Genomic DNA, 23,181 nt, shown 5'->3' on the forward strand with positions numbered 1-23,181 from the left:
TGAGGGGCTGAGCCATGGGTCCATGGGCCAACCGGGGGGGCCTCCGGCGGCCTGGCAGGGGCCTGATAGATCAACAGCCAGAAACCAGTTCACCAACCGCCTCACACACAGAAATACTGACAGCCCCACCTTGACGCACACCGCGCTGCCCGCGGGCGCATGCCGGTCGGCGTTGGCCACGAGGTTGCGCAGGGCGATGCGCAGCAGTCCGACGTCGGTGACGAAACCTTTGGCGGCATCCTCGTCCATGTGATACGTCACTCGCCCGGGGGGGAACTCTCCCGCCAGTCCTTCCAGCAGCGGCGGGAGGTCGCACGGGGCCGGCCGCAGTTCGGTGCGTGGTTCGCGCATGCGGTCCTCGGTGAGGTAGTCGTCCACCAGGGCCAGCAGGCGCTGGGCGGCGCCGCGGATGTTGCCGCAGCGCGCCAGGGTCTTCTCGGCGGGCGCCGACAGGTTGCGTGCCAGCTGCTGGGCCGAGGTCGTGATGACGGCCAACGGCGTGCGGAATTCATGCGAGACCAAGGCGACGAAGTCGCGCTGCTCGGAATGCACCTGCCGTTCATGGGCGAGCACGGCACGCAGTTCCACTTCGAGTTGCTCGCGCCGCACGATTTCGGCCCGCAGCTCGGCGGTGCGGTTCTCGACTTCCGTTTCCAGCCGCTGGCTGTGCTGGCGTTGCAGTTCCAGGGTTCTGCGGTCCTGGGCGCGCTCGCGCAGGCGGCGCCGGCGCTCATGGCTGCCGACGATCCACAGGCTCAGCAGAACCATGTGGATCATGGTGCCCAGGGCCGATGCATGCTGCGTCCAGGCGTTGAAGGCAAGGACATCCAGGTTGCGCAGAAAGCCGACCATCACTCCCAGGTAGAACACGCCGAAGACCGAAAGAAACAGCCGCGCCGGCCGCCAGCCCTGGCAGGCCAGCCGGCCGCCGGCCAAGCCGGTGAGCATCACGATGAGCAGCAGCGACAGCAGTTGCATCGGCAGCATGGCCCAGGCGTGGTGGAGGCCGGCCAGCAGCATGCAGGCGATGGCGGCTGTCCAGGCCGCGCGGACGAGCGTGCGCGCCAGCCGCGGCTGGAAGGAGGCCAGCGCCATCTGGCGGCAGCTGATCTGCACGGCGACGCCGAGGCTGGCCGACATGCTCAGGCCTTGCAGCAGATCGCTCCAGTGGCCGGGTATGCCGGTGATCTGCTGGACCAGGCCCAGGCCGATGGCCTCGTTGAAGACGCAGCCGCCGAGATAAGCCAGGGACAGGCCGCTGCCTGGCGCGCTCGTGACGCGCCAGAACAGGCTGTGCAGACAGATGAGCAGCAGGTAAAAACCGAAGTACAGGCCAAAGAACAGGCCCTCGCGTCGCGACTGGTTGTCGAAAGCGAGCCGGGGCCAGACCGTCAGCCGGCTGGCCAGATTGTTGCGGCTCTGCAGCCGCACGAGCAGGTCATGGCGGCCATTGGCCGGCAGCGAGAATTCGAAGGCCGGGCTCCGGTCGTCCACCGGCCAGTCGCTGCGCGGCACATCCTCGCCGCTCGTGCCCAGCCATTGTCAGGCGCCATCCTCCCCGCGAACGTAGACGCGAACATCGTCGAGCATCGCGTTGCTCAGGCTGAGGATCCAGCCCCCCGGCGATGCGGCCTGCACGTCCAGCGACAGGCGCCGCCAGGCGCCCGCTCCTAAGCTGCGCGTGCCTGCCACTGCGGCAGGCCGGCTCCGCGATGGTGCGGTGCCGTGCGACCACGACAGGAGTTGCTTGCCATGTACGGAATTTCCGCAGTACGCAGGAACGGCAGCCGCAGCGGCCGCATCGACGAGGTGCTGATGGGAATGCTGGCGCGCGACGCACGCGGCTGGGACATGGAGCCCACGCCCGCGCCGGTCAAGGAGGTCATCGACCGCATCCTCAACGGCGACGCGGTGGTGGCCGTGGTGCCGGCCGGCGACGGCTCGCTGGTGCACGGTCCGCGCGCGCAGGTCCGCCTGGTCGAGGAGGGGCCGGTGGAGGAGGAGTCCATCGCCTTCCCCGAAGCGCCGGGATCGCCGCGGCTCGACGAACTGTCGCGGTATTGAAGACAACTCCCCGAGCGGCTGCGCCGCTCTCCCTTCTCTCTCCGCGCTACGGAAAGGGGCGCCCCAAGCGGCTTGGCGAAGCCAGCTCCTCGGGGCCGCTGGCCTGGGGCCGCGCCAGTTCCATGGGCCGCGGGCAGTGCTTAACGCCATATGGATCACCGAAATGACGAACCCTGCCGGCATCCCCTCCGCGCCCCCCGCGCCCGATGACGACTCCGCCGCGGGCGAGGAAGACCCCGGCGCGGCGCTCGACCCGTCGGTGGACCGGCCGTTGCCGGTGCCGCCGCCCGCGCCCTGGGAGGACGAGCGCCAAAGAAAAAGGCCGCCGGAGCAATCCGGCGGCCCCGGGTGAGCCGCGCTGACCGACAGCGCGGCGGCCTGCGTTCAGGCGACCGCGGCGTCCTTGAGCTTCTTGAGCGCGCGCGACTTCACGCGCACCGTGGCGGGCTTGGCGTCGAACCAGCGCTCCTGCTTGGTGAATGGGTCGGTGCCGAAGCGGCGCTTGGTGGCGGGCACCTTCTGCGACGTGATCTTCAGCAGGCCGGGCAGGGTGAACTCGCCCAGGCCCTTCTTGTTGAGCGAGGCGACGATGGTCGCTTCGAGCGAGGCCAGCACGGCCTTGACGGCCTTGGGCTCGACGCCGCTGTGCTCGGCCAGGTGCGTGGCCAGGGCCGCCTTGGTGAAGCTGGCCTTGATCGGCTTGAGCGCGGCCGGTGCGGCGGCGGCCGCCTTCGGTGCGGCGGCGGCCTTCTTCGGAGCAGCAGCCTTCGCAGGTGCCGCGGCCTTGGGAGCGGCCTTCTTTGCGGGGGCCTGGTTCGGTGCTTTCTTTGCAGTTGCCATGTCGATGGAATCCCTCAATACGCGTGGATATTCGGTGACGGGTGTGCGCAGCGAATCGCGCGCGCGACCATTCTATGCCGCAGGTCGCGCCGCGGCTCGTTCATGCGGTGCATAAGCAAGCGTGGCGCGTTGCATCAACCCTGGGCCGTGTGGTACTGCGTGACGCGCTCGACCTCGTTCTTGGAGCCCAGCACCACGCTCACGCGCTCGTGCAGCTTCGACGGCTGGATGCCGAGGATGCGCTCGCGGCCGTTGGTGGCCGCGCCGCCGGCCTGCTCGACGAGCCAGGCCATCGGGTTGGCCTCGTACAACAGGCGCAGCTTGCCGGGCTTCTCGGGCTCGCGCTTGTCCCAGGGGTAGAGGAAGATGCCGCCGCGCGTGAGGATGCGGTGCACGTCGGCCACCATGCTCGCGATCCAGCGCATGCTGAAGTCCTTGCCGCGCGGGCCGTCCTTGCCCTGCAGGCATTCGTCGATGTAGCGGCGCACCGGCGTGTCCCAGTGGCGCTGGTTGCTCATGTTGATCGCGAATTCCTTCGTGTCCTCGGGAATGCGGATGTCCTCCTGCGTGAGCACGAAGCTGCCCTGCTCGCGGTCGAGCGTGAAGGCGGCCACGCCGTCGCCCACGGTCAGCACCAGCGTGGTCTGCGGGCCGTAGACGCAGTAGCCGGCGGCGACCTGCTGGCTGCCGGGCTGGAGGAAGTCCGCTTCCTGCACGCCCGGGTGGCCCTCGGGCTTCTTCAGTACGCTGAAGATGGTGCCGATGCTGACGTTGACGTCGATGTTCGACGAGCCGTCCAGCGGATCGAAGAGCAGCAGGTATTCGCCCTGCGGATAGCGGCTGGGAATGAGGTGGATGCTGTCCATCTCCTCGCTGGCGAGCGCGGCGAGGTGGCCGCCCCATTCGTTGGCCTCGATGAGGACGTCGTTGGAGATGATGTCGAGCTTCTTCTGCACCTCGCCCTGCACATTCTCGCTGCCGGCGGTGCCGAGCACGCCGCCGAGCGCGCCCTTGTTGACTGCGTGGCTGATGCCCTTGCAGGCACGCGCGACGACTTCGAGCAGCAGCCGCAGCTGCGCGGGGATGTGGCCGGTGGTGCGCTCCTTCTCGACGAGGTAGCGGGTGAGGCTGACGCGGGTGGTCATGGGAACTCCTTTTGTTCTGCGAGGGCGCGGGTCACGACCTCGCGCACGTCGTTGGAAAGGCCCGGCTTCGCCGCGACGCGCGCGATGGCTTCGCGCGCCGCGTCGCGGTAGGGCGCGGCCAGCTTCTTCCAGCGGTCCAGCGCGCGCGCGAGGCGGGCGGCGACCTGCGGGTTGATGGCGTCCAGCTCGATGACGCGGTCGGCCCAGAACTGGTAGCCGGCGCCGTCGGCGCGGTGAAAGGCGCCGGGGTTGGCGCTGGCGTAGCTGAAGATCACGCTGCGCGCGCGGTTCGGGTTCTTGATGTTGAAGTCCGGGTGGGCCAGCAGCTTCCTGACCGCCGGCAGCACCTGGCCGCCGCGGTCGGTGGCACCGGCCTGCAGCGCGAACCACTTGTCGAGTACCAGGGCCTCGTCCTTGAACAGCGCGTGGAAGCGTTCCAGCGCCTGTGCGGCCAGCGCGTGGTCGGCGCCGACCAGGGCCGACAGGGCATGGAAGCGGTCGGTCATGTTGCCGGCGTCCTTGAAGCGCTGGAGCGCCTTGCCGGGCCAGACGGTGTCGCCGCTGCGGCGCGCATCGAGCACCAGGAAGGCCAGGGCCAGGCCGGCGAGCGCGCGGCGGCCCGACGACACCGGGTCGGGCGAATAGGCACCCGTGTCCTCGTGCGCATCCCAGGCCCACTTCCAGTCCTCGTGCAGGGCCCGGGCGAGCTGCTCGCGCGCAGCCTCGCGCACCGCGTGGATGCGCTGCGGATCGACCACGTCGAGCTGTTCGGCGATGTAGGTCTCGCCGGGCAGCGTGAGCACCAGTTCCTTGAAGGCCGCGTCGAGCGACGGGTCGCGCAGCACGCCGCGCAGCGCGTCGACAGCGGCCGTACCGAGCACGTCGGCGGGCACGTCACCTTCGGCTTTCACCGCGGCCAGCGCGGCGCGCAGCGCGAGGCGCTGGGCGGCCTCCCAGCGGTTGAACGGGTCGCTGTCGTGGGCCAGCAGCGCGAGCAGCTGGGCGTCGCTGTAGTCGAAGTCGAGGATGACCGGCGCACTGAAGCCGCGCAGAATCGAGGGCACCGGCTCGGCGTCGACGCCGACGAAGGTGAAGCTCTCGCGCTCCTGCGTGAGCACCAGCGTGCGCGTGCCGCCCGCGACCGTGTCCTCGCCGAGCAGCTGCAGCGGCAGCTCGCGGCCGTGGGCGCCGAGCAGGCCCACGCGCACCGGGATCACGAACGGCTCCTTGGCCGGCTGGCCGGGCGTGGCCGGCGTGCGCTGAGTGAAGGTGAGGGTATAGGTGCGCGCGGCGGCGTCGAACGCGGCCTCGGCACGGACCTGCGGCGTGCCGGCCTGGCTGTACCAGCGCTTGAACTGCGGCAGCAGGCGGGCCAGGTCGCTGCCGGGGTTGGCGTCGGCGATCGCCTGGGCGAAGTCGCCGCAGGTCACGGCCTGGCCGTCGTGGCGCTGGAAGTACAGGTCCAGCCCCTTGCGGAAGCCGTCGCGCCCGACGAGGGCCTGCTGCATGCGCACGACCTCCGAGCCCTTCTCGTAGATCGTGACGGTGTAGAAGTTGTTGATCTCGATGTAGCTGTCGGGCCGCACCGGGTGGGCCATCGGGCCGGCGTCTTCGGGGAACTGGGCGCTGCGCAGCACGCGCACGTCCTCAATGCGCTTGACCGCACGCGCACTCGGCGTGCCGGCCATGTCCATGCTGAACTCCTGGTCGCGGAAGACCGTGAGGCCCTCCTTGAGGCTCAGCTGGAACCAGTCGCGGCAGGTGACGCGGTCGCCCGTCCAGTTGTGGAAGTACTCGTGGCCGACGACGGACTCGATGTTGGCGTAGTCCACGTCGGTCGCGGTGGCCGGGTTGGCCAGCACGTACTTGGTGTTGAAGATGTTGAGGCCCTTGTTCTCCATCGCGCCCATGTTGAAGTCGCTGGTGGCGACGATCATGAAGCGCTCCAGGTCCAGCGGCAGGCCGAAGCGGGTCTCGTCCCAGGCGATCGCATGGACCAGCGAGTTCATCGCATGCTCGGTCTTGTCGAGGTCGCCGGCGCGCACGAAGACCTGGAGCAGATGGTCCTGGCCCGAGCGCGCGCGGATGCGCTGCTCGCGCGCGACGAGCCTGCCGGCCACCAGCGCGAACAGGTAGCTGGGCTTGCGGAACGGATCGACCCACTTGGCGAAGTGGCGGCCTTCGGGCAGCTCGCCTGCGTCCACGAGGTTGCCGTTGGACAGCAGCACCGGGTAGGCATCCTTGTCGGCGCGGATGGTGACGGTGTAGCTCGCCATCACGTCCGGCCGGTCGAGGAAGTAGGTGATGCGGCGAAAGCCCTCCGCTTCGCACTGGGTGAAGAACGTGTCCTCGCTCACGAACAGGCCCATGAGCTTGGTGTTCTTCGCCGGCGACGTGGTGGTGAAGATCTCCAGCGCGAACGGCTCGGTGCCCTCGGGCAGGTTCTCCAGCACCAGCCGGCCGCCGTCGAGCTTGAACGAGCTGCCCTGGCCGTTGACCAGCACGCGCGCGAGGTTCAGTTCCTCGCCGTCGAGGCGCAGCGGCTGCGCCGGCACGTCGGGATTGCGGCGCAGCGTCATACGGTTGAGCACGCGCGTCTTGGCCAGGTCGAGGTCGAAGGTCAGGTCGACGGTGTCGATCCAGTAGGCCGGGGCGGTGTAGTCCTCGCGCCGGACGACCGGCGGGGAGATGTCTGCGTCGCGCAGTGGCTGCATCGGTTGCTCCTGGGTATTCCCGTAGGGGTATAGGCTGGAGGCGGGCGCACAGCGCCCGCCGTGGGGTCATACTCCCTGCTTGAGGGAGGCTTCGATGAAGGCGTCGAGGTCGCCGTCGAGCACCTTCTGCGTGGCCGAGATCTCGACGCCGGTGCGCAGGTCCTTGATGCGGCTGTTGTCCAGCACATACGAGCGGATCTGGTGGCCCCAGCCCACGTCGATCTTGGTGTCCTCGAGCTTCTGCTGCGCCTCCTGGCGCTTTCGCATCTCGAAGTCGTAGAGGCGCGAGCGCAGGCGCTGCCAGGCGACGTCGCGGTTGCTGTGCTGGCTGCGGCCGTCCTGGCACTGCACCACGATGCCGGTGGGGATGTGCGTCAGGCGCACGGCCGAGTCGGTCTTGTTGATGTGCTGGCCGCCGGCGCCCGATGCGCGGAAGGTGTCGGTGCGCACGTCGGCCGGGTTGATGTTGATCTCGATGGAGTCGTCGATCTCGGGGTAAACGAAGACGCTCGCGAAGCTCGTGTGGCGGCCGCCGGCGCTGTCGAACGGCGATTTGCGCACGAGGCGGTGCACGCCGGTCTCGGTGCGCAGCAGGCCGAAGGCGTATTCGCCCTCGATCTTGATCGTGGCGCTCTTGATGCCGGCCACGTCGCCGGGCGTCTCGTCCTCGACCGTGGCCTTGAAGCCCTTGCGCTCGGCGTACTTGAGGTACTGGCGCAGCAGCATGCCGGCCCAGTCGCAGGCCTCAGTGCCGCCGGCGCCGGCCTGGATGTCGAGGAACGCGTTGAGCGGGTCGGCCTCGTTGCTGAACATGCGGCGGAATTCGAGCGCCTCGACGTCGGCGCGCAGCGCGGCCGCGTCGGCTTCGATCGATTCGAGGCTGGCGAAGTCCTGCTCCTCCTTGGCCATCTCGTAGAGCTCGCCGCTGTCGGCCAGCTCGCGGTCCAGGCGCTCCAGCGTGAGCACCACGCCGTCGAGCGTCTTCTTTTCCTTGCCGAGTTCCTGGGCCTTCTTCGGGTCGTTCCAGACGCCCGGGTCTTCGAGCGATGCGTTGACGGTCCTCAGGCGGTCGGCCTTGGCATCGTAGTCAAAGATACCCCCGTAGCTCGCGCGTGCGCGCGGCGAGGTCGGAGAGGGTGTTGCCGATGAGATTGACGCGTTCTGCTTCCATGGTGATGAGTCCGGTGGTGTTTCCGTGGTGAACCGCCGATTTTCTCATGCGGGCGCCAGCGGCAGGCGCACCACGAAGGCCGCGCCCTGGCCCGGCGTGCTCTGCACCGCGATGCTGCCGCCGTGGGCCGCGGCGATCTCGCGGGCCAGGTACAGCCCCAGGCCCAGGCCGGGGCCGGCCTGCTCGCCGGCGGCGCGCTCGAACTGGCCGAAGATGCGCTCCTGGTCGGCCGGGTCCACGCCCGGCCCCTGGTCGCGCACGACCAGCTCGGCCTGGCCGTCGGCCCGGTAGGCCGCGATGGTGACCGGCGTGGCGCCGCCGTGGCGCAGCGCGTTGTCCAGCAGGTTGGTCAGCAGCTGCTCGATGCGGAAGGTGTCCCAGGCACCCTGCACCGGCTCGGTCGCATCGACCCGCACGGCCACGCCGGCCTCGCTGGCGCGTAGCGCATGGGCGTCGGCCACGCGGCGCACCAGGGCCGACAGGTCGGTCGGCCGGGTGCGCAGCGGCAGGCGGCCGTGGCGCAGGCGGGCCACGTCGAGCATGTCGTCGATCAGCCGCACCATGGCCTGGATCTGGCGCTGGTCGCTCTCGATGGTGGCGCGCGGGTCCAGCCCGGCGCCGCCGTCGCGCTCCAGGTGCAGCTTGCGGGCCTGCGTTTCGAGGAAGAGGGCGTTGAGCGGCGTGCGCAGTTCGTGGGAAACCAGCGACATGAAGTCGTCGCGCATGCGCACGGCGCGCTCCAGCGCCACCTGGGCCACGCGCAACTCCTCCAGCAGGGCCTCCTGCCGGCGGCGGGCCGCCTCCAGCGCTTCGAGCTGCAGGCGGATCGCATTGCGCTGCTGGTAGAGGTCGACGAACACGCTGACCTTGCTGCGCACCGCGTGGATGTCGAGCGGCTTGTGCAGGAAGTCCACCGCGCCGGTCTCGTAGCCCTTGAAGGCGTAGTTCAGGTCCTGGCCGGCGGCGGTGACGAAGATGATCGGGATGTGGCGCGTGCGCTCGGTGCCGCGCATCAGCTCGGCCAGCTCGAAGCCGTTCATGCCGGGCATCTGCACGTCGAGGATGGCCAGCGCGAACTCGTGCTGCAGCAGCAGCGCCAGCGCCTCCTCGCCCGAGCGGGCCTGGAAGATCGCACGGCCGTCCTGGCGGATCAGCGCATCGAGCGCCAGCAGGTTCTCCTGCAGGTCGTCGACGATCAGGATGTTGGCGGGGGCGTCAGGAGGAAGGGGCATGGTTCGGGTCCAGCGCGGCGATGAGTTGATGGATGTCGGCCAGGCGCAGGATGTGGTCCGGCGCCTGGCGCGCGATGGCGGCTTCGGGCATGACGGCGATCTGGGCTTCGGCCGGGTCCTGCACCACGGTCAGGCCGCCGGCGGCATGCACCGCGGCCAGGCCTTCCGCACCGTCCTCGTTGGCGCCGGTGAGCAGGATGGCCGCCAGCCGGGGGCCGTAGGCGGCGGCGCCCGAATCGAACAGCACGTCGATCGACGGGCGCGAGTAGTGGACCTCGGCCTCGCAGCTCAGCGACACGCTGGCGTCGGCCTCGATCAGCAGATGGTAGCCCGGCGGGCCGAAGTAGATGGTGCCGGGCGCGAGCCGCTCCTTGTCGGCCGCTTCGTGGGCGCGCAGCGGCGTGCGCGCGGCGAAGACATCGGCCAGCACGCTGTCGCCCTGCGGCGGCAGGTGCAGCACCGCGACGATCGGCAGGCCGAAGCCTTCCGGCAGGCCGCCCAGCAGCTGCAGCAGCGCGTCCACGCCGCCGGCCGACGCGCCGATGGCGATCAGCTCGATGCCGCTGGCGCGGGCTGGGGGGCGAGGCCCTTCGGACGGCCGGTCGGTGTTCATGCGGTCTTGCGGAAGATGCGCTCGCGGTGGGCCAGGCGTTCGAACTTCGAGGCCCACTGCGAGAAGTCCACCGTCTCCTTGGTGCCCAGGCCCAGGAAGCCGCGGTGGCACAGCGAGTCGTGGAACAGGCCGAAGGCCCGGTCCTGCAGTTCGCGGTTGAAGTAGATCAGCACGTTGCGGCATGACACCAGGTGGGTCTCGGCGAACACGCTGTCGGTCGACAGGCTGTGGTCGGCGAAGGTGATGTTCTCGCGCAGCGAGCGGTCGAACAGCGCGCCGTCGTAGGCGGCGGTGTAGTAGTCGGAGAACGCCTTCATGCCGCCGGCGGCCTGGTAGTTGGCGGTGTAGGCCTGCAGCTGCGCGAGCGGGAAGATGCCCTGGCGCGCGCGGTCGAGCGAGACCGGGTTGATGTCGGTCGCGTAGATGATGGTGCGGTCGAGCAGGCCTTCCTCGCGCAGCAGGATGGCCATGGACCAGACCTCCTCGCCGGTGCTGCAGCCGGCGATCCAGACCTTGATCGACGGGTAGGTGCGCAGCACCGGCATCACCTGCCGGCGCAGCGCGAGGAAGTACTCGGGGTCGCGGAACATGCCGCTCACGGGAATGGTGAGCACCTGCAGCAGCTGGGCGAACGCGGCCGGATCGTGCAGCACGCGGGCCTGCAGCGCCGAGATGGTGTCGCAGCCGAAATGGTTGAGCGCCACCTTCACGCGGCGGCGCAGCGAGGCCGGCGAGTAGTTGCGGAAGTCGTAGCTGTAGCGCAGGTAGAGCGCATCGATCAGCAGGCGCAGCTCGATGTCTTCGACGGAGAAGGTCGGCAGTCCGGGCGCCACGCTCAGAGCCGCTCCATCTTGGGCATCCACACGCGCAGCAGCGAGAACAGGCGGTCCAGGTCGATCGGCTTGGCCAGGTAGTCGTTGGCGCCGGCGCGCATGCACTGCTCCCGGTCGTCCTTCATGGCCTTGGCGGTCACGGCGATGATCGGCAGCTTCTTCCAGCGCGCGTCGGTGCGGATGCGGCGCGTGGCCTCCAGGCCGTCCATGCCGGGCATCATCACGTCCATCAGCACGATGTCGGTGTCGGCATGGCGGTCGAGCTGGTCGATCGCCTCCTGGCCGTTGCGGGCCACCTCGATGACCGCGCCCTTCTGTTCGAGCGTGCTGGTCAGCGCGAACAGGTTGCGCACGTCGTCGTCCACCAGCAGGATCTTGCGGCCCTCGAACACCTTGTCGCGGCTGCGGGCGGCGCGCAGCATGCTGCGCCGCTCGCTGGAGAGGCCGCTTTCCACCTTGTGCAGGAACAGCGTCACCTCGTCGAGCAGCCGCTCGGGCGAGCGCGCGCCCTTGATGATAATGGAGCGCGAGTAGCGCAGCAGCGCCGCCTCCTCGTCGCGCGTGAGGTTGCGGCCGGTGTGCACGATGACCGGCGGGAAGGAGCAGATCTCGCCCACCGACATGCGCGCCAGCAGCTCGCTGCCGCTCATGTCGGGCAGCTTGAGGTCGATGATCATGCAGTCGTAGACATTGCGGCCCAGCAGCTCCAGCGCCTCGGCGCCAGTGGCCACGGCGGTGATGTCCACGTCGTCGTCGCGGATGAGCGCGACCACGCTCTCGCGCTGGAGGTCGTCGTCCTCCACCACCAGCACGCGCTTGACGGTCTGGTCCAGCCGCGCCTCGACCTTCTCGAACACCTGCTTCAACTGCTCGCGCGTGGCCGGCTTGATCGCATAGCCGACGGCGCCCAGGTGCAGCGCGGCTTCGGACTGGTCGTCCACCGAGACGATGTGCACCGGGATGTGGCGGGTGCGCGGCTCGTCCTTGAGCTGCTGCAGCACGGTCAGCCCCGAGCCGTCGGGCAGGCGCATGTCGAGCAGGATGGCGTCGGGCACGTACTCGGTCGCGAGGCCGAAGCCCTCCTCGATGCCGTGGGCCACCAGGCAGCGGTAGCCGCGCTCGTGGGCCAGGTCGTAGAGGATGCCGGCGAACTGCGGCTCGTCCTCGATCACCAGCACGCAGCGGCCGGCCGCGTCGCGCGGCGCGGCGCGGTCGTCGGCCACGTGCGGCGCGGCTGAGGGCGCCGGCGCGCCCGCGCCCGGCGGCGGCACGCGCGGCGCATGGGCCACGGGCGCGGGCAGCGGCGTGGGCGCGGCCTGGGCCGTGGCCTCGTCGTATTCGCGCGGCAGGTCGAGCGTGAAGCGCGAACCCTGGCCCGGCTGGCTCTGCACGTGGATGTCGCCGCCGAGCAGCCGCGCCAGGTTGCGCGAGATCGACAGGCCCAGGCCGGTGCCGCCGTAGCGCCGGCTGGTGCTGCCGTCGGCCTGGCGGAAGGCTTCGAAGATGGTCTCGTGCTGGTCGCTGCGGATGCCGATGCCCGAGTCCTGCACGGTGAAGGCGATGCGCCCGCCTGCGGCCGGCGCGATCTGCAGGGCGACGCGGCCGGCGTCGGTGAACTTGATCGCGTTGGACAGCAGGTTCTTCAGGATCTGCTCGATGCGCTGCACGTCGGTATACACGGTGGCCGGCGCGTTTGCGGCGATCTCGATGGCGAACTCCAGGCCCTTCTGGCGGGTCTGGGGCTCGAACAGCATGCGCAGCGACTCGCCCAGGCGCGCCAGCGGGATCTCCTGCGGATGCACTTCGAGCTTGCCGGCCTCGACCTTGGAGATGTCGAGGATGTCGTTGATCAGCGCCAGCAGGTCGCGGCCGGCGGCGTGGATCGACTCGGCGAAGCGGATCTGCTCGGCGTCGAGGTTTCCGCGCGGGTTGTCGGCCAGCAGGCGTGCCAGGATCAGCGTGCTGTTGAGCGGTGTGCGCAGCTCGTGCGACATGTTGGCCAGGAACTCGGACTTGTAGCGGCTGGCGCGCTGCAGCTCCTCGGCGTGCTGCTCCAGCTCTTCCTGTGCGATGTTGAGGGCGGCATTGCGCTGGTCGAGGAGCTGCGCCTGCTCGGAGAGCTGCTCGTTGGTCTGCTCCAGCTCGGCCTGCTGGCCTTCGAGCTGGGCCTGCGACTCCTTGAGAGCGCGCGACTGTTCCTCCAGTTCCTCGTTGGCGGTGCGCAGCTCTTCCTGCTGCACCTGCAGTTCCTCGTTGAGCTGCTGGGTCTCGGCCAGCGCGTCCTGCAGGCGGGCGCGGTAGCGGGCGGCCTCGATCGAGGCGCCGAGCGAGCCGGATGCGGCCTCCAGCAGTTCCACGTCGCGGTCCTGGAGCGGGCGCAGGAAGCCCAGTTCGATCACGCCGGTCACCTGGCCCTCGTGGAAGACCGGCGCCAGCAGCACGCCCTGCGGCGTGCCGTCGCCCAGGCCGGTGACCACCTTGAGAAAGCCTTCGGGCACGCTGTCGAGCCGCATGACGCGGCGGGCCAGCACCGCCTGCGCCACCAGGCCGCGGGCCTGGTCGTCCTGGCCCAGCGCCTCGTCGGCGTTCTGCGCGGTGCGCGCGAGACCGTAGGTGGCGATGCGGCGCAGGCCGCCGTGGTCGTCGCGCACGTAGAGCGCGCCCACCTTGCTGCGCAGGTAGCTGCCGAACTCCTCCAGCACGCGGCGGCCCAGGTCGGCGAGCGACTGGCTGCCGACCTGGGCCTCGGACAGCCGGTTCTGGCCGGTGCGCAGCCAGGCCTGGTGGGCCGTCGCCTCGGCATGGCGGGCCTGTTCGTCGAGCAGGCTGCCGTAGGTCGCGGAGAGGTTGACCAGTTCGCGCCGGCCGAACAGCGCGATGACGCCGCTAAACAGCAGGCTGACCACGACATAGACGGCGACGACGGCGACGGTGGCGTTGGTGGCCGTGTTGCCGCGCTCGAAGCGCAGGTTCTCCTCGACCTGGAGGAATTCGCCGAATTCGCGCCGGATGTCGTCCACCAGCCGCTTGCTGCAGCCCGAGCCGACCACGCTGGTGAAGTCCGCGCCGGTGCGGCGCTGCGCGATCAGGTTCTCGGCGCGCTCCTTCCACTGGCGCTGCAGGTCGATGATGCGCTGCACCCGGTCGACCTGGGCCCGGTTGTCGCTCACGAGCTGCTGCAGCGCAAGCAGGTTGCGCTCGATGTGCGCGCGCGCGTCCTCGTAGGGCTGCAGGAAGCTGTCGTCGCCGGTGATGAGGAAGCCGCGCATGCCGGTCTCCAGCTCGATGCTCTCGCGCGCGGCGGCGTTGGCGCGCGCCATGACCAGGTCGGTGTGCTCGACCCAGCGCATCACCGACAGCAGGTAGGCCACCAGGGCCACGAAGAGCACCGCGCCGAGCACGCCCAGGCCGAGGGGCAGGGCGACGTTGCGGGTCAGGATGCGGCGAAAGCTGCTTTGGTCCATGAGGCGGGGTCGGTCGTTCCGGTTCGTCGTTCGGCGCAGGCGGTGCCGTCGCCGCCGTCCTCCGTCCTCCGTCCTCCGTCCGCCCCGCCGCCGGCCTCGTGCCGGCTTCCGGGCTCGGCGGCTTCCCTCAGGCTGTCTCGACCAGGCCCCGTCCTCGCAACCGTGGGAGTGTGCCGGAAAGACCGCGCCCGCCGGGGCATGCCCGTAGCGGGTCGCGCAGAAATGGATGCCGTCCTACAGAGGCGGCCGCGGCACGCGCCGCGCTGCCGGCGCTTTCATCCGCGGGAGTATAGGCCCACAGTGCGATGGCTATATACGCTGTGAGCCTATACTGGCAGGTTCACAGGGCTTTGCCGCCGCGCCACAGGGCGGGGCCGTACAGTTCGTCGCCGAAGTCCGGCGGCACGTGCGCGCGGATGCGCTGCTCGTGCAGGTCGAGGTCGGCCAGCACCAGGTCGCGGCTGATGCGCGCGACCAGCGCCGGCACGTCGCGCCGCAGGCTGGGGACGTCGCCCAGCGGCAGGCCGACGCTGGCGAAGCCGGCCGGGTTGTAGATGTGGATGGCGCCGAGCCAGGGTGCGGTGCCGGGCGTCTTCTCCAGGTATTCGAGTCCGCTGCCGAGGTAGGGCGAGGCGGCCAGGTCGTCGTCGCGCTCGTCGGCTGGCGCGTCGTAGCGGTCGCGCCAGCGGGCGATGAGCGGCGCGATGTCGGCCAGCTCGGCGCGGTCGGCCGGGTCGGTGGTGTAGCCGGTGCCGGCGATCACGAAGTCGAAGCGGAAGTCCTCCCCGCCGACGGTGGTGGCGACCTGCCTGCCCTCGGTGCGCGCGGCGTCCCAGGGCGCCGACAGGTGCAGATGGAAGTGCGGGAAGGCCAGCACGCGCTTGACCGAGTCGGCCGGCGGCGTGGAGCCCGCGCGGCGGTAGCGCACGGCCTGGTGCCAGCGCGTGGCATCGGGCAGGGCGGTGTAGTTGTCGTAGATGCCGGGGTAGGACCGCACGCGGATCACCGGCGTGGACGGGATGTGGGCGCGCCGCGCGAACAGGTGCACGGATGCGGCGCCGGCCTCCAGCGCCGTCGCTGCCGCATCGAAGGCCGAGGCCGCGCCGCCGACCACGGCGACCGTCCTGCCTGCGAGCGCTGCGAAGTCGATCGTGTCGGCCGTGTGGGCGCCCAGGCCGGCGGCCAGCGCCGGGCGCAGCGCCTCGGGCACGAAGGGCTTGCCGTTGTCGGCCACGCCGTTGGCCAGCACCAGCTTGCGCGCGGTCTCCACGCGCGGCTGGCCGTCCACCTCCAGGTGCAGGCGCAGGTGCGGCACCGGCGCATCCGCGGGCGACGGCTCGATGCGCACCAGGCGCGTGCCGTAGCGCACCGCGATGCCGAGGAAGCTGCGGTACCAGTCGAGGTAGTCGGCCCAGACGGTGCGCGGGATGCGGTCCAGCGCGGCATAGGCCGCGCGGCCATGGCGCGCCTCGTACCAGGCCTGGAAGCCCAGCGCGGTGATGCCGAGTTCGGGTCCGACCAGGCTCTTGACGGTGCGCAGCTGCGTCATGCGCGCGCGGTTGCGCCAGACGCCGGCCTTCTCCTGCGTGGGCGCGGCGTCGATCACCGAGGTGCGTGTGATGCCGGCGCGGCGCAGCGCGAAGGCGATGGCGCTGCCGGTCTGGCCGCCGCCGACGATGAGGACGTCGTGGTCGATGCCGTCGTGCGCCGGCACCCAGTTGTCGGGCTGCGCGCCGAGCAGGCGTAGGGTCTCGCGGGCGAAGGCGTCGGGGTCGGGGGTGGTGGTGTCTGTCATGGTTTGTGGTCGTTTCACTTCAGGAGCGCAGCGTGGCGGTCAGGCGCCTGGGATGCAGCAGCAGGTCCAGCGCGACGGTGGCGCCGGGTGCCACGGCGTGCGCGCTCGCCAGCGTCTCGAAGGCCGCGCCTTCGCCTTGCAGCAGCGCGATGCCCAGCGCGGCGGAACGCAGCAGCAGCCGGTCGTTGCGTCCGTTGCCGAAGGCCGCGACGCGATCCGCGCCCAGCTTCAGCGCCAGCGCGCGCTTGGCCTCGGCCTGGCCTTCGGGCGCCAGGATCGAGAGCTCGACCGGCAGGCCGGCCAGCTCGCCCGCGGCCACGCCGAACGTGTCGGCCGTGACGACGTGGATGTGCAGATGCTGCGACAGCGTGTGCAGCCGCTCGGTCACGCCCGGCAGCAGCCGGCCGTCCACGGCGAGCGTGCCGTTGTAGTCCGATACGAGATGGTCGAGCTGGAGCCGGCCGAAGCCGGGAATGGTGATGTCGAGGCTCATACGAGTTAAGAAGGGAGGGTCGCGGCGCTTGGCCGGCGCGCGGCCCAGGCCAGCGGACGCAGCCTTGGGCCGCCCCGCAGCGCCCGCGTCGCCCCCCTTCCCGCAGCGCGGCAGCGCGGAGAGAGAAGGGGGGAGCGGCGCAGCCGCTCGGGGGGTGTTCTCAGTGCACCTTCGGGAAGCCGTGGCGCTCGGCCAGCAGGTCGAGGATGCGTCGCGTGTCGGTCACGAAGCGCTTGTCGCCCAGCGTCTGCGCATCGGCCGGCGCGGGCTGCTCGCTGCCGAAGATCAGCACCGGCAGGCCCTGGTGCTCCTCGTCGAGCGCGGCGATCACGGCCTGGCGCGGGCGTTCGAAAGGCACGCGCTGCACATCGAGCCGGCCGGCGCGCGGCGGGTCGCTGGCCAGGAGGCCCTCGATCGGGTTGCAGTCGGGGCAGACGAAGCGCTCGCCGGGGTGCTTGGAATCGGTGAAGCCCGGCTGCAGCAGCAGGAGACGGTCGCGGCTCATGGAGGAGGTCTTTCTTGCGGGGGAGGGAGATGGCACGCCGTGGGCGGCCGCGGAAGCTCGCAATCTAGGTGGCGGCTGCGCTGCCGCGGAAAGAATGTTTCCGCGCATCGATATGTCGAGGGTGCATGAACTGCGCAGGCCGTCGTGCCGCCGGCTGCACGATCGTGCGGCGGTTTGTACACTCGCCCGGCAGCCCCGCGCCGCTGTGCCGGCCCTTCCTTCACCCCTGTGCCTCCGCACATCCCAATGGATACCATCGCCCTCGGCCGCAGCGACCTGCGCGTCACCCCGATCTGCCTCGGCACCATGACCTTCGGCGAGCAGGTCGACGAGGCCACGGCCCACGCCATCCTCGACCGCGCGCTGGAGCGCGGCATCGATTTCCTCGACACGGCCGAGATGTACTCGGTGCCGCCGCGGCCCGAGACCTACGGCGCCACCGAGACCATCCTCGGCCGCTGGTTCGCGAGCCGCCCCGGCGCGCGTGGGAAAGTCGTGCTGGCCACCAAGGTCGCCGGCCCCTCGCGCGACGGCCGCGGCTGGATCCGCGGCGGCAGCCCGAACCTCACGGCCGAGGACATCGTGCGCGCCGCCGACGACAGCCTGCGCCGCCTGCAGACCGACGTGATCGATCTCTACCAGCTGCACTGGCCGGTGCGCAACGTGCCGGCCTTCGGCGCCATCTACTACGACCCGGCCAGGGAGAAGGAGGGTCTGTCGTCCATCCACGAGCAGCTCGAAGGCTTCTCGCGGCTGGTCAAGGCGGGCAAGGTGCGCGCGATCGGACTGTCCAACGAGACGCCCTACGGCGTGCACGAATTCGTGCGTCTGGCCGAGCAGCACGGCCTGCCGCGCGTGGCCACGGTGCAGAACGTCTACTGCCTTGTGAGCCGCGCGGTCGACAACGGCCTCGACGAGACGCTGCACCGCCTGGGCGTCCCGCTGCTGGCCTATTCGCCGCTGGCCTTCGGCCTGCTGACCGGCAAGTACGATGCATCGGGCATCGCAGGGCCGGACGCGCCGAAGGGCGCGCGCATTGCGAGCTACGAATCGGTGCGCCAGCAGCGCTGGGGCCGGCCCGACGCGCTCGCGGCCGCGCGCCGCTACAACGCGCTCGCGCGCGACCACGGCCTCACGCCCACGCAACTCGCGCTGGCCTTCTGCTACACGCGCTGGAGCGTGGCCAGCACCATCATCGGCGTGACCTCGGTCGCGCAGCTCGACGAGGACATCGACGCCTGGGGCACGCAGCTCTCGCCCGAGGTGCTGGCCGAGATCGACCGCATCCGCTGGGAAAACCGCGACCCGGCGGCCTGAGGGCGGCGCATCAGCGCGCGCAGCGGCCCGCCAGGGCGTCATGCGCCAGGAACGGCAGGTTGAGCAGGCCGCGCGAGCTGCCGGGATGGCCGCCTTCGCCACCGTGCAGGCAATTGCCATGTGCCGCGCTCCGTATGGCGTTGGCCAGCGATGATGGCTCCTGCGCGCCTTGCATGGGAGCCAGCTGCCTGCGTGCGCGCTCTGCCAGCGATGGAATGGCCGCCTCCGTGCCGCGTGTCCGGGGCAGATCCAGGCGCAGCGCCGGCGACTCGCCGGCCGCGGCCGCCGGTAGTGGGCGCGGGGCCGCCTCGGCGTTGCCGGGGCCGGCGGCCGGCAGGGGCTGTGGCGCCGCGCGTCGGGGAGAGGGCCTGGCCGGCGGCCTTGGTGCCGTAGCAGCCGTGTCCGGCGGGGCTGCGGCCGGAGGCTGGATGGGGCGCGTCGGCACCACCAGCAGCATGGCCTCGCGCGGCCGGGCAGGCGCAGCGGAGCGCGGCGGCTCGTGCAGTAACAGCCAGAGCACGATTGCGTGCAGGGCCGTGACGGCCGCCAGCACCCGGATCACCGGCCGCCGCATAGAACAGGTTTACCGCCACGCAGCGCTCGCCCGGTGGATTGCCCAGGCTGGCCGCCACCGACATGAGTGCGCGCGTCAGGGGCAGCGCCAGCGCCAGTCCGCACACCGCGCGGGAGAAGCGCAGCAGTGCCCGCTACGCATGGCTTGACGGCAGCCTGCCGCAGGACGGTAGAATCGTCTTACCGCTGTCTTACCGGAAAGTCGCCATGCCCGCCGCTGCCACCACCATCCGTCTGTCCAGCAAGGGCCAGGTCGTGCTGCCGCACAGCATCCGCCGTGCGCACCAGTGGCACGCGGGCACCGAGTTCGCGGTGCAGGAGACGCCCGAGGGCCTGCTGTTGCGCCCGCTGGGACCGGGCGCCGATGCCGGCCTGCGCGTCGAAGACGTGGCCGGCTGCCTCAAGCCGCGCCGCCCGGGCGCCGTGAGCCTGGCCGACATGGACGCGGCGGTCGCGCGCGAGGCCCGGGCGCGCCGCGCCCAGGGCCGCTACTGACGGGCCTGCGGTCGTCCATGCTCGCGGTCGATACCAACGTCGTCGTCCGTTTCCTGGTGGACGACGAGCCGGCCCAGCACCGGCGCGCCGTGGCCATGCTGAGCGGGCATGTCGTCTGGCTGTCCAGGACGGTGCTGCTCGAAACCGAATGGGTGCTGCGCGGCGCCTTCGGCTTCGAGCCGGGCGAAATCGCCGCAGCGCTGCGCCAGCTGACGCGCCTGTCCGGCGTGCGCTGCGAGGACGCCGCCGCCGTCGATGCGGCCATCGGCGCGCTGGAGGCCGGCATGGATTTCGCCGATGCCCTGCATTTCGCGGCCAGCGCATCGGCCGACGAGGGCTTCGCCACCTTCGACGCACGCTTCGTCCGGCGCGCCCGCAAGCACTGGCCCGGGGCCAAGCTGGTCACGCCCTGAATCGGCAGACAGGCATGGCCAGGAAGAACGCCTCCATCAGCGAAACGCCCGCCACCGCCTTTTTGAAGGCGCACAGGGTGGAGTTCGCCGGCCTGCCCTACGAGTACCTGGAGCACGGCGGCGCCCAGCACAGCGCGGCCGCGCTGGGGCGCGACCCGTACGGCGTGGTCAAGACGCTGGTGATGCAGGACCAGGAGGCCAAGCCGCTGATCGTGCTGATGCACGGCAACCGCAAGGTCTCGACCAAGAACCTCGCGCGGCAGATCGGCGCCCAGTCGGTGGAGCCCTGTGCGCCCGAGGTCGCCCACCGCCACAGCGGCTACTTCGTGGGCGGCACCTCGCCGTTCGGCACGCGGCGGCGGATGCCGGTCTACATCGAGGAGACCATCCTCGGCCTGCCGAAGATCTGCATCAACGGCGGGCGGCGCGGCTTTCTCGTCGAGATCGCGCCGCAGGTCTGCGTGGACCTTCTGGGCGCGAAGCCGGTGCGGTGCGCGATCGACCTCGACTAGCAGCGAAGCGCCCTCGCAGCGGGAGGTCTGTCTGCTGCACCACGCGCGCCATCGCCGGCCGGGCGAGCCGTTGCGCGCTGGCAGAATGGCCGCCGCCCCTTCACGGGGGCGCTTTCCAAGGAAATTTCGCCGTGCTGCCCACCGTCCTCGCCACCGTCGCCGCCTACCTGATCGGCTCCCTCTCGTTTGCCGTGCTGGTGAGCCGTGTGCTCGGCCTGTCCGATCCGCGCAGCTACGGCAGCGGCAATCCGGGCGCGACCAACGTGCTGCGCTCGGGCAGCAAGCTGGCGGCGGCGCTGACGCTGCTGCTGGACGCTGCCAAGGGCTGGCTGCCGGTCGCGGTGGCCGCGACCTATGGACCGCAGTGGGGCCTGGGCGCGGGTGCCGTGGCGCTCGTGGGCCTGGCGGCCTTCCTCGGGCATCTCTATCCGGTGTTCTTCCGCTTCCAGGGCGGCAAGGGCGTGGCGACGGCGCTCGGCGTGCTGCTGGGCATCAGCGGCTGGCTGGCGCTGGCGACGGCGGCGACCTGGCTGGTCATCGCGGTCTTCCTGCGCTATTCGTCGCTGGCGTCGCTGGTGGCGGCCGTGTTCGCACCGGCCTTTTACTTCTTCGGCGGCGGCATCGGCTGGGACTGCGACGCGCGCATCCTGGCGGCCGTCGTCGCCATGTCGCTGCTGCTGGCATGGCGCCACCGCGCCAACATCGCGCGCCTGCTGGCGGGCACGGAATCGCGGCTGGGCAGGAAGAAGGCGGCCTGAATACCCCTGGGGGTTGGTGGCCAAAGCGGTCGTGGGGAAACGCCTGGAGGCTATACTCCTAGATTTGACAGAGTCCCGTGTCCGGCGGCTCGATGCCGTCGGCATGCAGCGCGGCATAGCGGCCCAGGCGCAGCATGGTGCGGTGGTCGGGCTCGGTGCGCAGGGCCGGGCGGGCCAGGGCGGCGCGGATGCGCGGCGTGCCTTCGGCCGTCGCATGCAGGCGCGGCTGGGGCAGGGGCTCGCCGCGGCGGTCGAGCAGGCTGGCGACGATCGGCAGGTTGGGCACGGCGCCGCGGCGCAGCACCAGGGCGGTCTGGCCGTTGTCGAGCAGGACGAAGGTGCCGGGCGGGCACAGGCCCACGGCGCGCACCAGGGCATAGCCGATCTCGTCGCGCGGCGCATTGCCGCCCATGATGGCGCGCATGCCGTCGGCCGCGCTGCGGCCGGGGCGCGACTTGCGCGGACTGATGACGGCCGCATAGCGGTCGATGGCGCCGAGCAGCCGCACCAGCCGCAGCGCCGGGGCCGGGCGCTGCGCCGCGGCCAGTCCGGCGGCGTCCGCATGGTGGTTGCCCACGGCGTCGAGCCAGAGCGGGTTGGCGATGCCCAGCAGCCGCAGCATCTCCTGGCCTTCGATCGCGTGGCGGCGGATGGCATCCCGCTGCGCGGCGCTGGGGCGTTCGTATTGCAGCGCGAGCTGGTCCTGCAAGGCGGTCATGGCGACGTTCATCGTCATGGCGGCGGGCACCAGCGCGTCGCGCTCCGCGGCCGGCAGGCCGAGCTCGGCCGCGGCGATGTGGGCCAGCGTGGCGCAGACCAGGGCGTGCGACGCGCTGTAGCCCACGGTGGAGGTGCCGGCGAGCTGGAACATGAGATAGAGCGCGGCGTCGGTGTCCTGCTGCACCAGGCTGCGCAGCCAGCGGTCGAGCTGGGCGATCTTGGCCGGGAACTCGCGCACCCGCTGCGGATGGGCCAGCACCATCGACAGGCTGGCCTCCAGGTCGAGCCAGAGGCCGAACAGCTCCTCGTAGCCGCCGTCGGCGTCCGTCTGCGGCGCGCCGCCGGGGGCGGACGCGGCAAGGCTCATGGCCCCAGCTCCAGGACCATCCGGTCCCGCTGGCGCGTCATGTGGAACTGGTTGAGGAAGGTGTTGCCCAGCAGCATGAAGGACAGTTCCTGCGCGGTGACGATGGCGTCCACGCCATGCACGTCCACGTCGGCCACGCGCACCGTGTCGAGTCGCACGCGCCAGCCCTGCGCGACGCCGTTGGCGGTGCCCACGCGCACCGCTTCGCCGCCGCGGTAGTCCAGGCCCAGGCGGTCGGCTTCGGCCGCGCCGAGCGCGACCGCGGTGGCGCCGGTGTCGACCAGGAACGGGACCGCGCGGCCGTTGATCAGCGCCGAGCCCAGGAAGTGGCCGCGCGCGTCGGCCAGCAGCACGATGCGCCTGGGGCCGCCGCGGCCGGCCACGCTGACCGGCGATTCGCCCAGCCGCAGCGTGCGGCGCTGGCCGGCGATCTCGACCACGGCCTCGTCGCCGGCCACCGACAGCACGCGCACGCCGCGGTGGCTCTCGCCCGCGGCCACGCCGCGCGGCGCGGCGCCGTCGACCACCAGCAGCGCCTTGTTGCCGAGCACCCCGGCCAGCGCCGCCGTCTGCGCCGCCGCGGCCAGCGGCGCCAGCTCGAGCAGGGCCGCCAAGAGGCGGGCGCAGGCAGGGGCGCGCATCGGCAGGGCGGGAAGGGCGGCGGTCAGTCGCGGAAGTTGTTGAAGGTCAGCGGCACGTCGGCCACGTCCTTCTTCAGCAGCGCGATGGCGGCCTGCAGGTCGTCGCGCTTGGGCGCGCTCACGCGCACCGTGTCGCCCTGGATGGAAGCCTGCACCTTGAGCTTGCTGTCCTTCAGGGCCTTCTGAAGCTTCTTGGCGAGCTCGGCCTCGATGCCGTTCTTGACGGTGACGACCTGCTTGACCTTGTCGCCGCCGATCTTCTGGGCCTTGCCCACGTCGAGGTAGCGGACGTCCACGTTGCGCTTGGTGAGCTTGCCGCGCAGGATGTCTTCGACCTGCTGGAGCTGGAACTCGGCGTCGCCGAACAGGGTGATCTCCCTGTCCTTGAGCTCGATGGCCGCCGAGGTGCCCTTGAAGTCGAAGCGCGTGCCGATTTCCTTGGCGCTGTTCTCGACGGCGTTTTTCACTTCGACGAGATCGGCTTCGCAAACAATGTCAAAAGAAGGCATGGTGAAT

The 23,181-nt window shown here is 70.8% G+C and carries 24 protein-coding genes; 7 read left to right on the forward strand and 17 right to left on the reverse strand.

Annotated features, from left to right (window positions below; all coding sequences use genetic code 11):
• A partial coding sequence (locus GAK38_RS02745) for a sensor histidine kinase (protein WP_325341235.1) occupies positions 1–1,515 on the reverse strand: 1,515 nt, incomplete at its 3' end.
• Between the two features lie 237 nt (positions 1,516–1,752).
• On the opposite strand from GAK38_RS02745, the gene GAK38_RS02750 reads away from it, so the two are divergent.
• Both GAK38_RS02750 and GAK38_RS02755 read left to right on the forward strand, forming a co-directional pair.
• Positions 1,753–2,064 carry a hypothetical protein gene (locus GAK38_RS02750; protein ID WP_325341237.1) on the forward strand — a complete coding sequence of 104 codons (312 nt, stop codon included), beginning with the start codon at positions 1,753–1,755 and terminating at the stop codon, positions 2,062–2,064.
• Between the two features lie 163 nt (positions 2,065–2,227).
• Positions 2,228–2,416: a hypothetical protein gene (locus tag GAK38_RS02755; protein ID WP_325341239.1), complete on the forward strand. Its 189-nt coding sequence runs from the start codon at positions 2,228–2,230 to the stop codon at positions 2,414–2,416.
• 32 nt (positions 2,417–2,448) lie between these two features.
• Here GAK38_RS02755 and GAK38_RS02760 read toward each other — a convergent pair whose 3' ends face one another.
• The 12 genes from GAK38_RS02760 to GAK38_RS02815 all read right to left on the reverse strand — a co-directional run bounded on the left by GAK38_RS02760 (position 2,449) and on the right by GAK38_RS02815 (position 16,869).
• Positions 2,449–2,904, reverse strand: coding sequence for an HU family DNA-binding protein (locus GAK38_RS02760; RefSeq protein WP_325341241.1), 456 nt, complete (start codon positions 2,902–2,904; stop codon positions 2,449–2,451).
• 134 nt (positions 2,905–3,038) lie between these two features.
• A complete protein-coding gene (locus GAK38_RS02765; protein ID WP_325341243.1) occupies positions 3,039–4,049 on the reverse strand; it encodes a class 1 fructose-bisphosphatase in 1,011 nt (336 codons plus the stop codon).
• Entirely contained in the window at positions 4,046–6,763 is a 2,718-nt protein-coding gene (gene pepN, locus GAK38_RS02770) for an aminopeptidase N (protein ID WP_325341244.1), read from the reverse strand. The genes GAK38_RS02765 and pepN overlap by 4 nt, the downstream gene beginning before the upstream one ends.
• 66 nt (positions 6,764–6,829) lie before the next feature.
• Positions 6,830–7,858: a peptide chain release factor 2 gene (gene prfB, locus GAK38_RS02775; protein ID WP_325341498.1), complete on the reverse strand. Its 1,029-nt coding sequence runs from the start codon at positions 7,856–7,858 to the stop codon at positions 6,830–6,832.
• Positions 7,851–7,982, reverse strand: coding sequence for a hypothetical protein (locus GAK38_RS02780; protein ID WP_325341246.1), 132 nt, complete (start codon positions 7,980–7,982; stop codon positions 7,851–7,853). The genes prfB and GAK38_RS02780 overlap by 8 nt, the downstream gene beginning before the upstream one ends.
• On the reverse strand, positions 7,979–9,166 hold the full coding sequence (locus tag GAK38_RS02785) for a hybrid sensor histidine kinase/response regulator (RefSeq protein WP_325341248.1): 1,188 nt from the start codon (positions 9,164–9,166) through the stop codon (positions 7,979–7,981). The genes GAK38_RS02780 and GAK38_RS02785 overlap by 4 nt, the downstream gene beginning before the upstream one ends.
• Positions 9,150–9,779, reverse strand: coding sequence for a chemotaxis protein CheB (locus GAK38_RS02790; RefSeq protein ID WP_325341250.1), 630 nt, complete (start codon positions 9,777–9,779; stop codon positions 9,150–9,152). The genes GAK38_RS02785 and GAK38_RS02790 overlap by 17 nt, the downstream gene beginning before the upstream one ends.
• Positions 9,776–10,612, reverse strand: a complete 837-nt coding sequence (locus tag GAK38_RS02795; protein ID WP_325341252.1) for a CheR family methyltransferase — start codon at positions 10,610–10,612, stop codon at positions 9,776–9,778. Before GAK38_RS02795 ends, GAK38_RS02790 begins: the two co-directional genes overlap by 4 nt.
• 2 nt (positions 10,613–10,614) lie before the next feature.
• On the reverse strand, positions 10,615–14,076 hold the full coding sequence (locus GAK38_RS02800) for a response regulator (RefSeq protein WP_325341254.1): 3,462 nt from the start codon (positions 14,074–14,076) through the stop codon (positions 10,615–10,617).
• Positions 14,077–14,416: 340 nt separating this feature from the next.
• Complete coding sequence (locus tag GAK38_RS02805) at positions 14,417–15,871, reverse strand: SidA/IucD/PvdA family monooxygenase (protein WP_325341256.1); 1,455 nt, start codon at positions 15,869–15,871, stop codon at positions 14,417–14,419.
• Between the two features lie 19 nt (positions 15,872–15,890).
• Entirely contained in the window at positions 15,891–16,364 is a 474-nt protein-coding gene (locus GAK38_RS02810; RefSeq protein ID WP_325341258.1) for an HAD family hydrolase, read from the reverse strand.
• Between the two features lie 160 nt (positions 16,365–16,524).
• A complete protein-coding gene (locus GAK38_RS02815) occupies positions 16,525–16,869 on the reverse strand; it encodes a DUF3088 domain-containing protein (RefSeq protein WP_325341260.1) in 345 nt (114 codons plus the stop codon).
• A 246-nt stretch (positions 16,870–17,115) separates the two neighbouring features.
• On the opposite strand from GAK38_RS02815, the gene GAK38_RS02820 reads away from it, so the two are divergent.
• Positions 17,116–18,186, forward strand: coding sequence for an aldo/keto reductase (locus GAK38_RS02820; protein ID WP_325341262.1), 1,071 nt, complete (start codon positions 17,116–17,118; stop codon positions 18,184–18,186).
• A gap of 10 nt (positions 18,187–18,196) precedes the next feature.
• Here GAK38_RS02820 and GAK38_RS02825 read toward each other — a convergent pair whose 3' ends face one another.
• Complete coding sequence (locus GAK38_RS02825; RefSeq protein WP_325341263.1) at positions 18,197–18,748, reverse strand: hypothetical protein; 552 nt, start codon at positions 18,746–18,748, stop codon at positions 18,197–18,199.
• A gap of 218 nt (positions 18,749–18,966) precedes the next feature.
• On the opposite strand from GAK38_RS02825, the gene GAK38_RS02830 reads away from it, so the two are divergent.
• The 4 genes from GAK38_RS02830 (at position 18,967) to plsY (ending at position 20,937) form a co-directional block, all read left to right on the forward strand.
• A complete protein-coding gene (locus GAK38_RS02830) occupies positions 18,967–19,254 on the forward strand; it encodes an AbrB/MazE/SpoVT family DNA-binding domain-containing protein (protein WP_325341264.1) in 288 nt (95 codons plus the stop codon).
• A gap of 17 nt (positions 19,255–19,271) precedes the next feature.
• Positions 19,272–19,667 (forward strand): type II toxin-antitoxin system VapC family toxin, encoded by a 396-nt coding sequence (locus GAK38_RS02835; RefSeq protein WP_325341265.1) that lies wholly within the window; start codon positions 19,272–19,274, stop codon positions 19,665–19,667.
• A gap of 14 nt (positions 19,668–19,681) precedes the next feature.
• Positions 19,682–20,179, forward strand: a complete 498-nt coding sequence (locus GAK38_RS02840; RefSeq protein ID WP_325341266.1) for an aminoacyl-tRNA deacylase — start codon at positions 19,682–19,684, stop codon at positions 20,177–20,179.
• A 131-nt stretch (positions 20,180–20,310) separates the two neighbouring features.
• On the forward strand, positions 20,311–20,937 hold the full coding sequence (gene plsY, locus GAK38_RS02845) for a glycerol-3-phosphate 1-O-acyltransferase PlsY (protein ID WP_325341267.1): 627 nt from the start codon (positions 20,311–20,313) through the stop codon (positions 20,935–20,937).
• A gap of 58 nt (positions 20,938–20,995) precedes the next feature.
• On the opposite strand, the gene GAK38_RS02850 is transcribed toward plsY, so the two are convergent.
• The 3 genes from GAK38_RS02850 to GAK38_RS02860 are packed head-to-tail and all read right to left on the reverse strand — an operon-like array spanning position 20,996 to position 23,174.
• Positions 20,996–22,024, reverse strand: a complete 1,029-nt coding sequence (locus tag GAK38_RS02850; RefSeq protein ID WP_325341269.1) for an HD-GYP domain-containing protein — start codon at positions 22,022–22,024, stop codon at positions 20,996–20,998.
• Positions 22,021–22,665 carry a retropepsin-like aspartic protease family protein gene (locus GAK38_RS02855; RefSeq protein WP_325341271.1) on the reverse strand — a complete coding sequence of 215 codons (645 nt, stop codon included), beginning with the start codon at positions 22,663–22,665 and terminating at the stop codon, positions 22,021–22,023. Before GAK38_RS02855 ends, GAK38_RS02850 begins: the two co-directional genes overlap by 4 nt.
• Before the next feature lie 23 nt (positions 22,666–22,688).
• Positions 22,689–23,174: a YajQ family cyclic di-GMP-binding protein gene (locus GAK38_RS02860; protein WP_325341273.1), complete on the reverse strand. Its 486-nt coding sequence runs from the start codon at positions 23,172–23,174 to the stop codon at positions 22,689–22,691.
• Positions 23,175–23,181 lie beyond the last annotated feature (7 nt).

The organism is Xylophilus sp. (assembly GCA_009914555.1).
In the GTDB taxonomy this organism is placed as follows: Bacteria; Pseudomonadota; Gammaproteobacteria; order Burkholderiales; family Burkholderiaceae_C; genus WNDY01.

What these genes read in the sequence shown, in the direction of transcription:
- GAK38_RS02750 (WP_325341237.1), top strand. Translation starts at nt 1,753, where the DNA reads ATGTACGGAATTTCCGCAGTACGCAGGAACGGCAGCCGCAGCGGCCGC.
- GAK38_RS02755 (WP_325341239.1), top strand. Translation starts at nt 2,228, where the DNA reads ATGACGAACCCTGCCGGCATCCCCTCCGCGCCCCCCGCGCCCGATGAC.
- GAK38_RS02760 (WP_325341241.1), bottom strand. Translation starts at nt 2,904, where the DNA reads ATGGCAACTGCAAAGAAAGCACCGAACCAGGCCCCCGCAAAGAAGGCC.
- GAK38_RS02765 (WP_325341243.1), bottom strand. Translation starts at nt 4,049, where the DNA reads ATGACCACCCGCGTCAGCCTCACCCGCTACCTCGTCGAGAAGGAGCGC.
- pepN (WP_325341244.1), bottom strand. Translation starts at nt 6,763, where the DNA reads ATGCAGCCACTGCGCGACGCAGACATCTCCCCGCCGGTCGTCCGGCGC.
- GAK38_RS02780 (WP_325341246.1), bottom strand. Translation starts at nt 7,982, where the DNA reads ATGAGAAAATCGGCGGTTCACCACGGAAACACCACCGGACTCATCACC.
- GAK38_RS02785 (WP_325341248.1), bottom strand. Translation starts at nt 9,166, where the DNA reads ATGCCCCTTCCTCCTGACGCCCCCGCCAACATCCTGATCGTCGACGAC.
- GAK38_RS02790 (WP_325341250.1), bottom strand. Translation starts at nt 9,779, where the DNA reads ATGAACACCGACCGGCCGTCCGAAGGGCCTCGCCCCCCAGCCCGCGCC.
- GAK38_RS02800 (WP_325341254.1), bottom strand. Translation starts at nt 14,076, where the DNA reads ATGGACCAAAGCAGCTTTCGCCGCATCCTGACCCGCAACGTCGCCCTG.
- GAK38_RS02805 (WP_325341256.1), bottom strand. Translation starts at nt 15,871, where the DNA reads ATGACAGACACCACCACCCCCGACCCCGACGCCTTCGCCCGCGAGACC.
- GAK38_RS02810 (WP_325341258.1), bottom strand. Translation starts at nt 16,364, where the DNA reads ATGAGCCTCGACATCACCATTCCCGGCTTCGGCCGGCTCCAGCTCGAC.
- GAK38_RS02815 (WP_325341260.1), bottom strand. Translation starts at nt 16,869, where the DNA reads ATGAGCCGCGACCGTCTCCTGCTGCTGCAGCCGGGCTTCACCGATTCC.
- GAK38_RS02820 (WP_325341262.1), top strand. Translation starts at nt 17,116, where the DNA reads ATGGATACCATCGCCCTCGGCCGCAGCGACCTGCGCGTCACCCCGATC.
- GAK38_RS02830 (WP_325341264.1), top strand. Translation starts at nt 18,967, where the DNA reads ATGCCCGCCGCTGCCACCACCATCCGTCTGTCCAGCAAGGGCCAGGTC.
- GAK38_RS02835 (WP_325341265.1), top strand. Translation starts at nt 19,272, where the DNA reads ATGCTCGCGGTCGATACCAACGTCGTCGTCCGTTTCCTGGTGGACGAC.
- GAK38_RS02840 (WP_325341266.1), top strand. Translation starts at nt 19,682, where the DNA reads ATGGCCAGGAAGAACGCCTCCATCAGCGAAACGCCCGCCACCGCCTTT.
- GAK38_RS02850 (WP_325341269.1), bottom strand. Translation starts at nt 22,024, where the DNA reads ATGAGCCTTGCCGCGTCCGCCCCCGGCGGCGCGCCGCAGACGGACGCC.
- GAK38_RS02855 (WP_325341271.1), bottom strand. Translation starts at nt 22,665, where the DNA reads ATGCGCGCCCCTGCCTGCGCCCGCCTCTTGGCGGCCCTGCTCGAGCTG.
- GAK38_RS02860 (WP_325341273.1), bottom strand. Translation starts at nt 23,174, where the DNA reads ATGCCTTCTTTTGACATTGTTTGCGAAGCCGATCTCGTCGAAGTGAAA.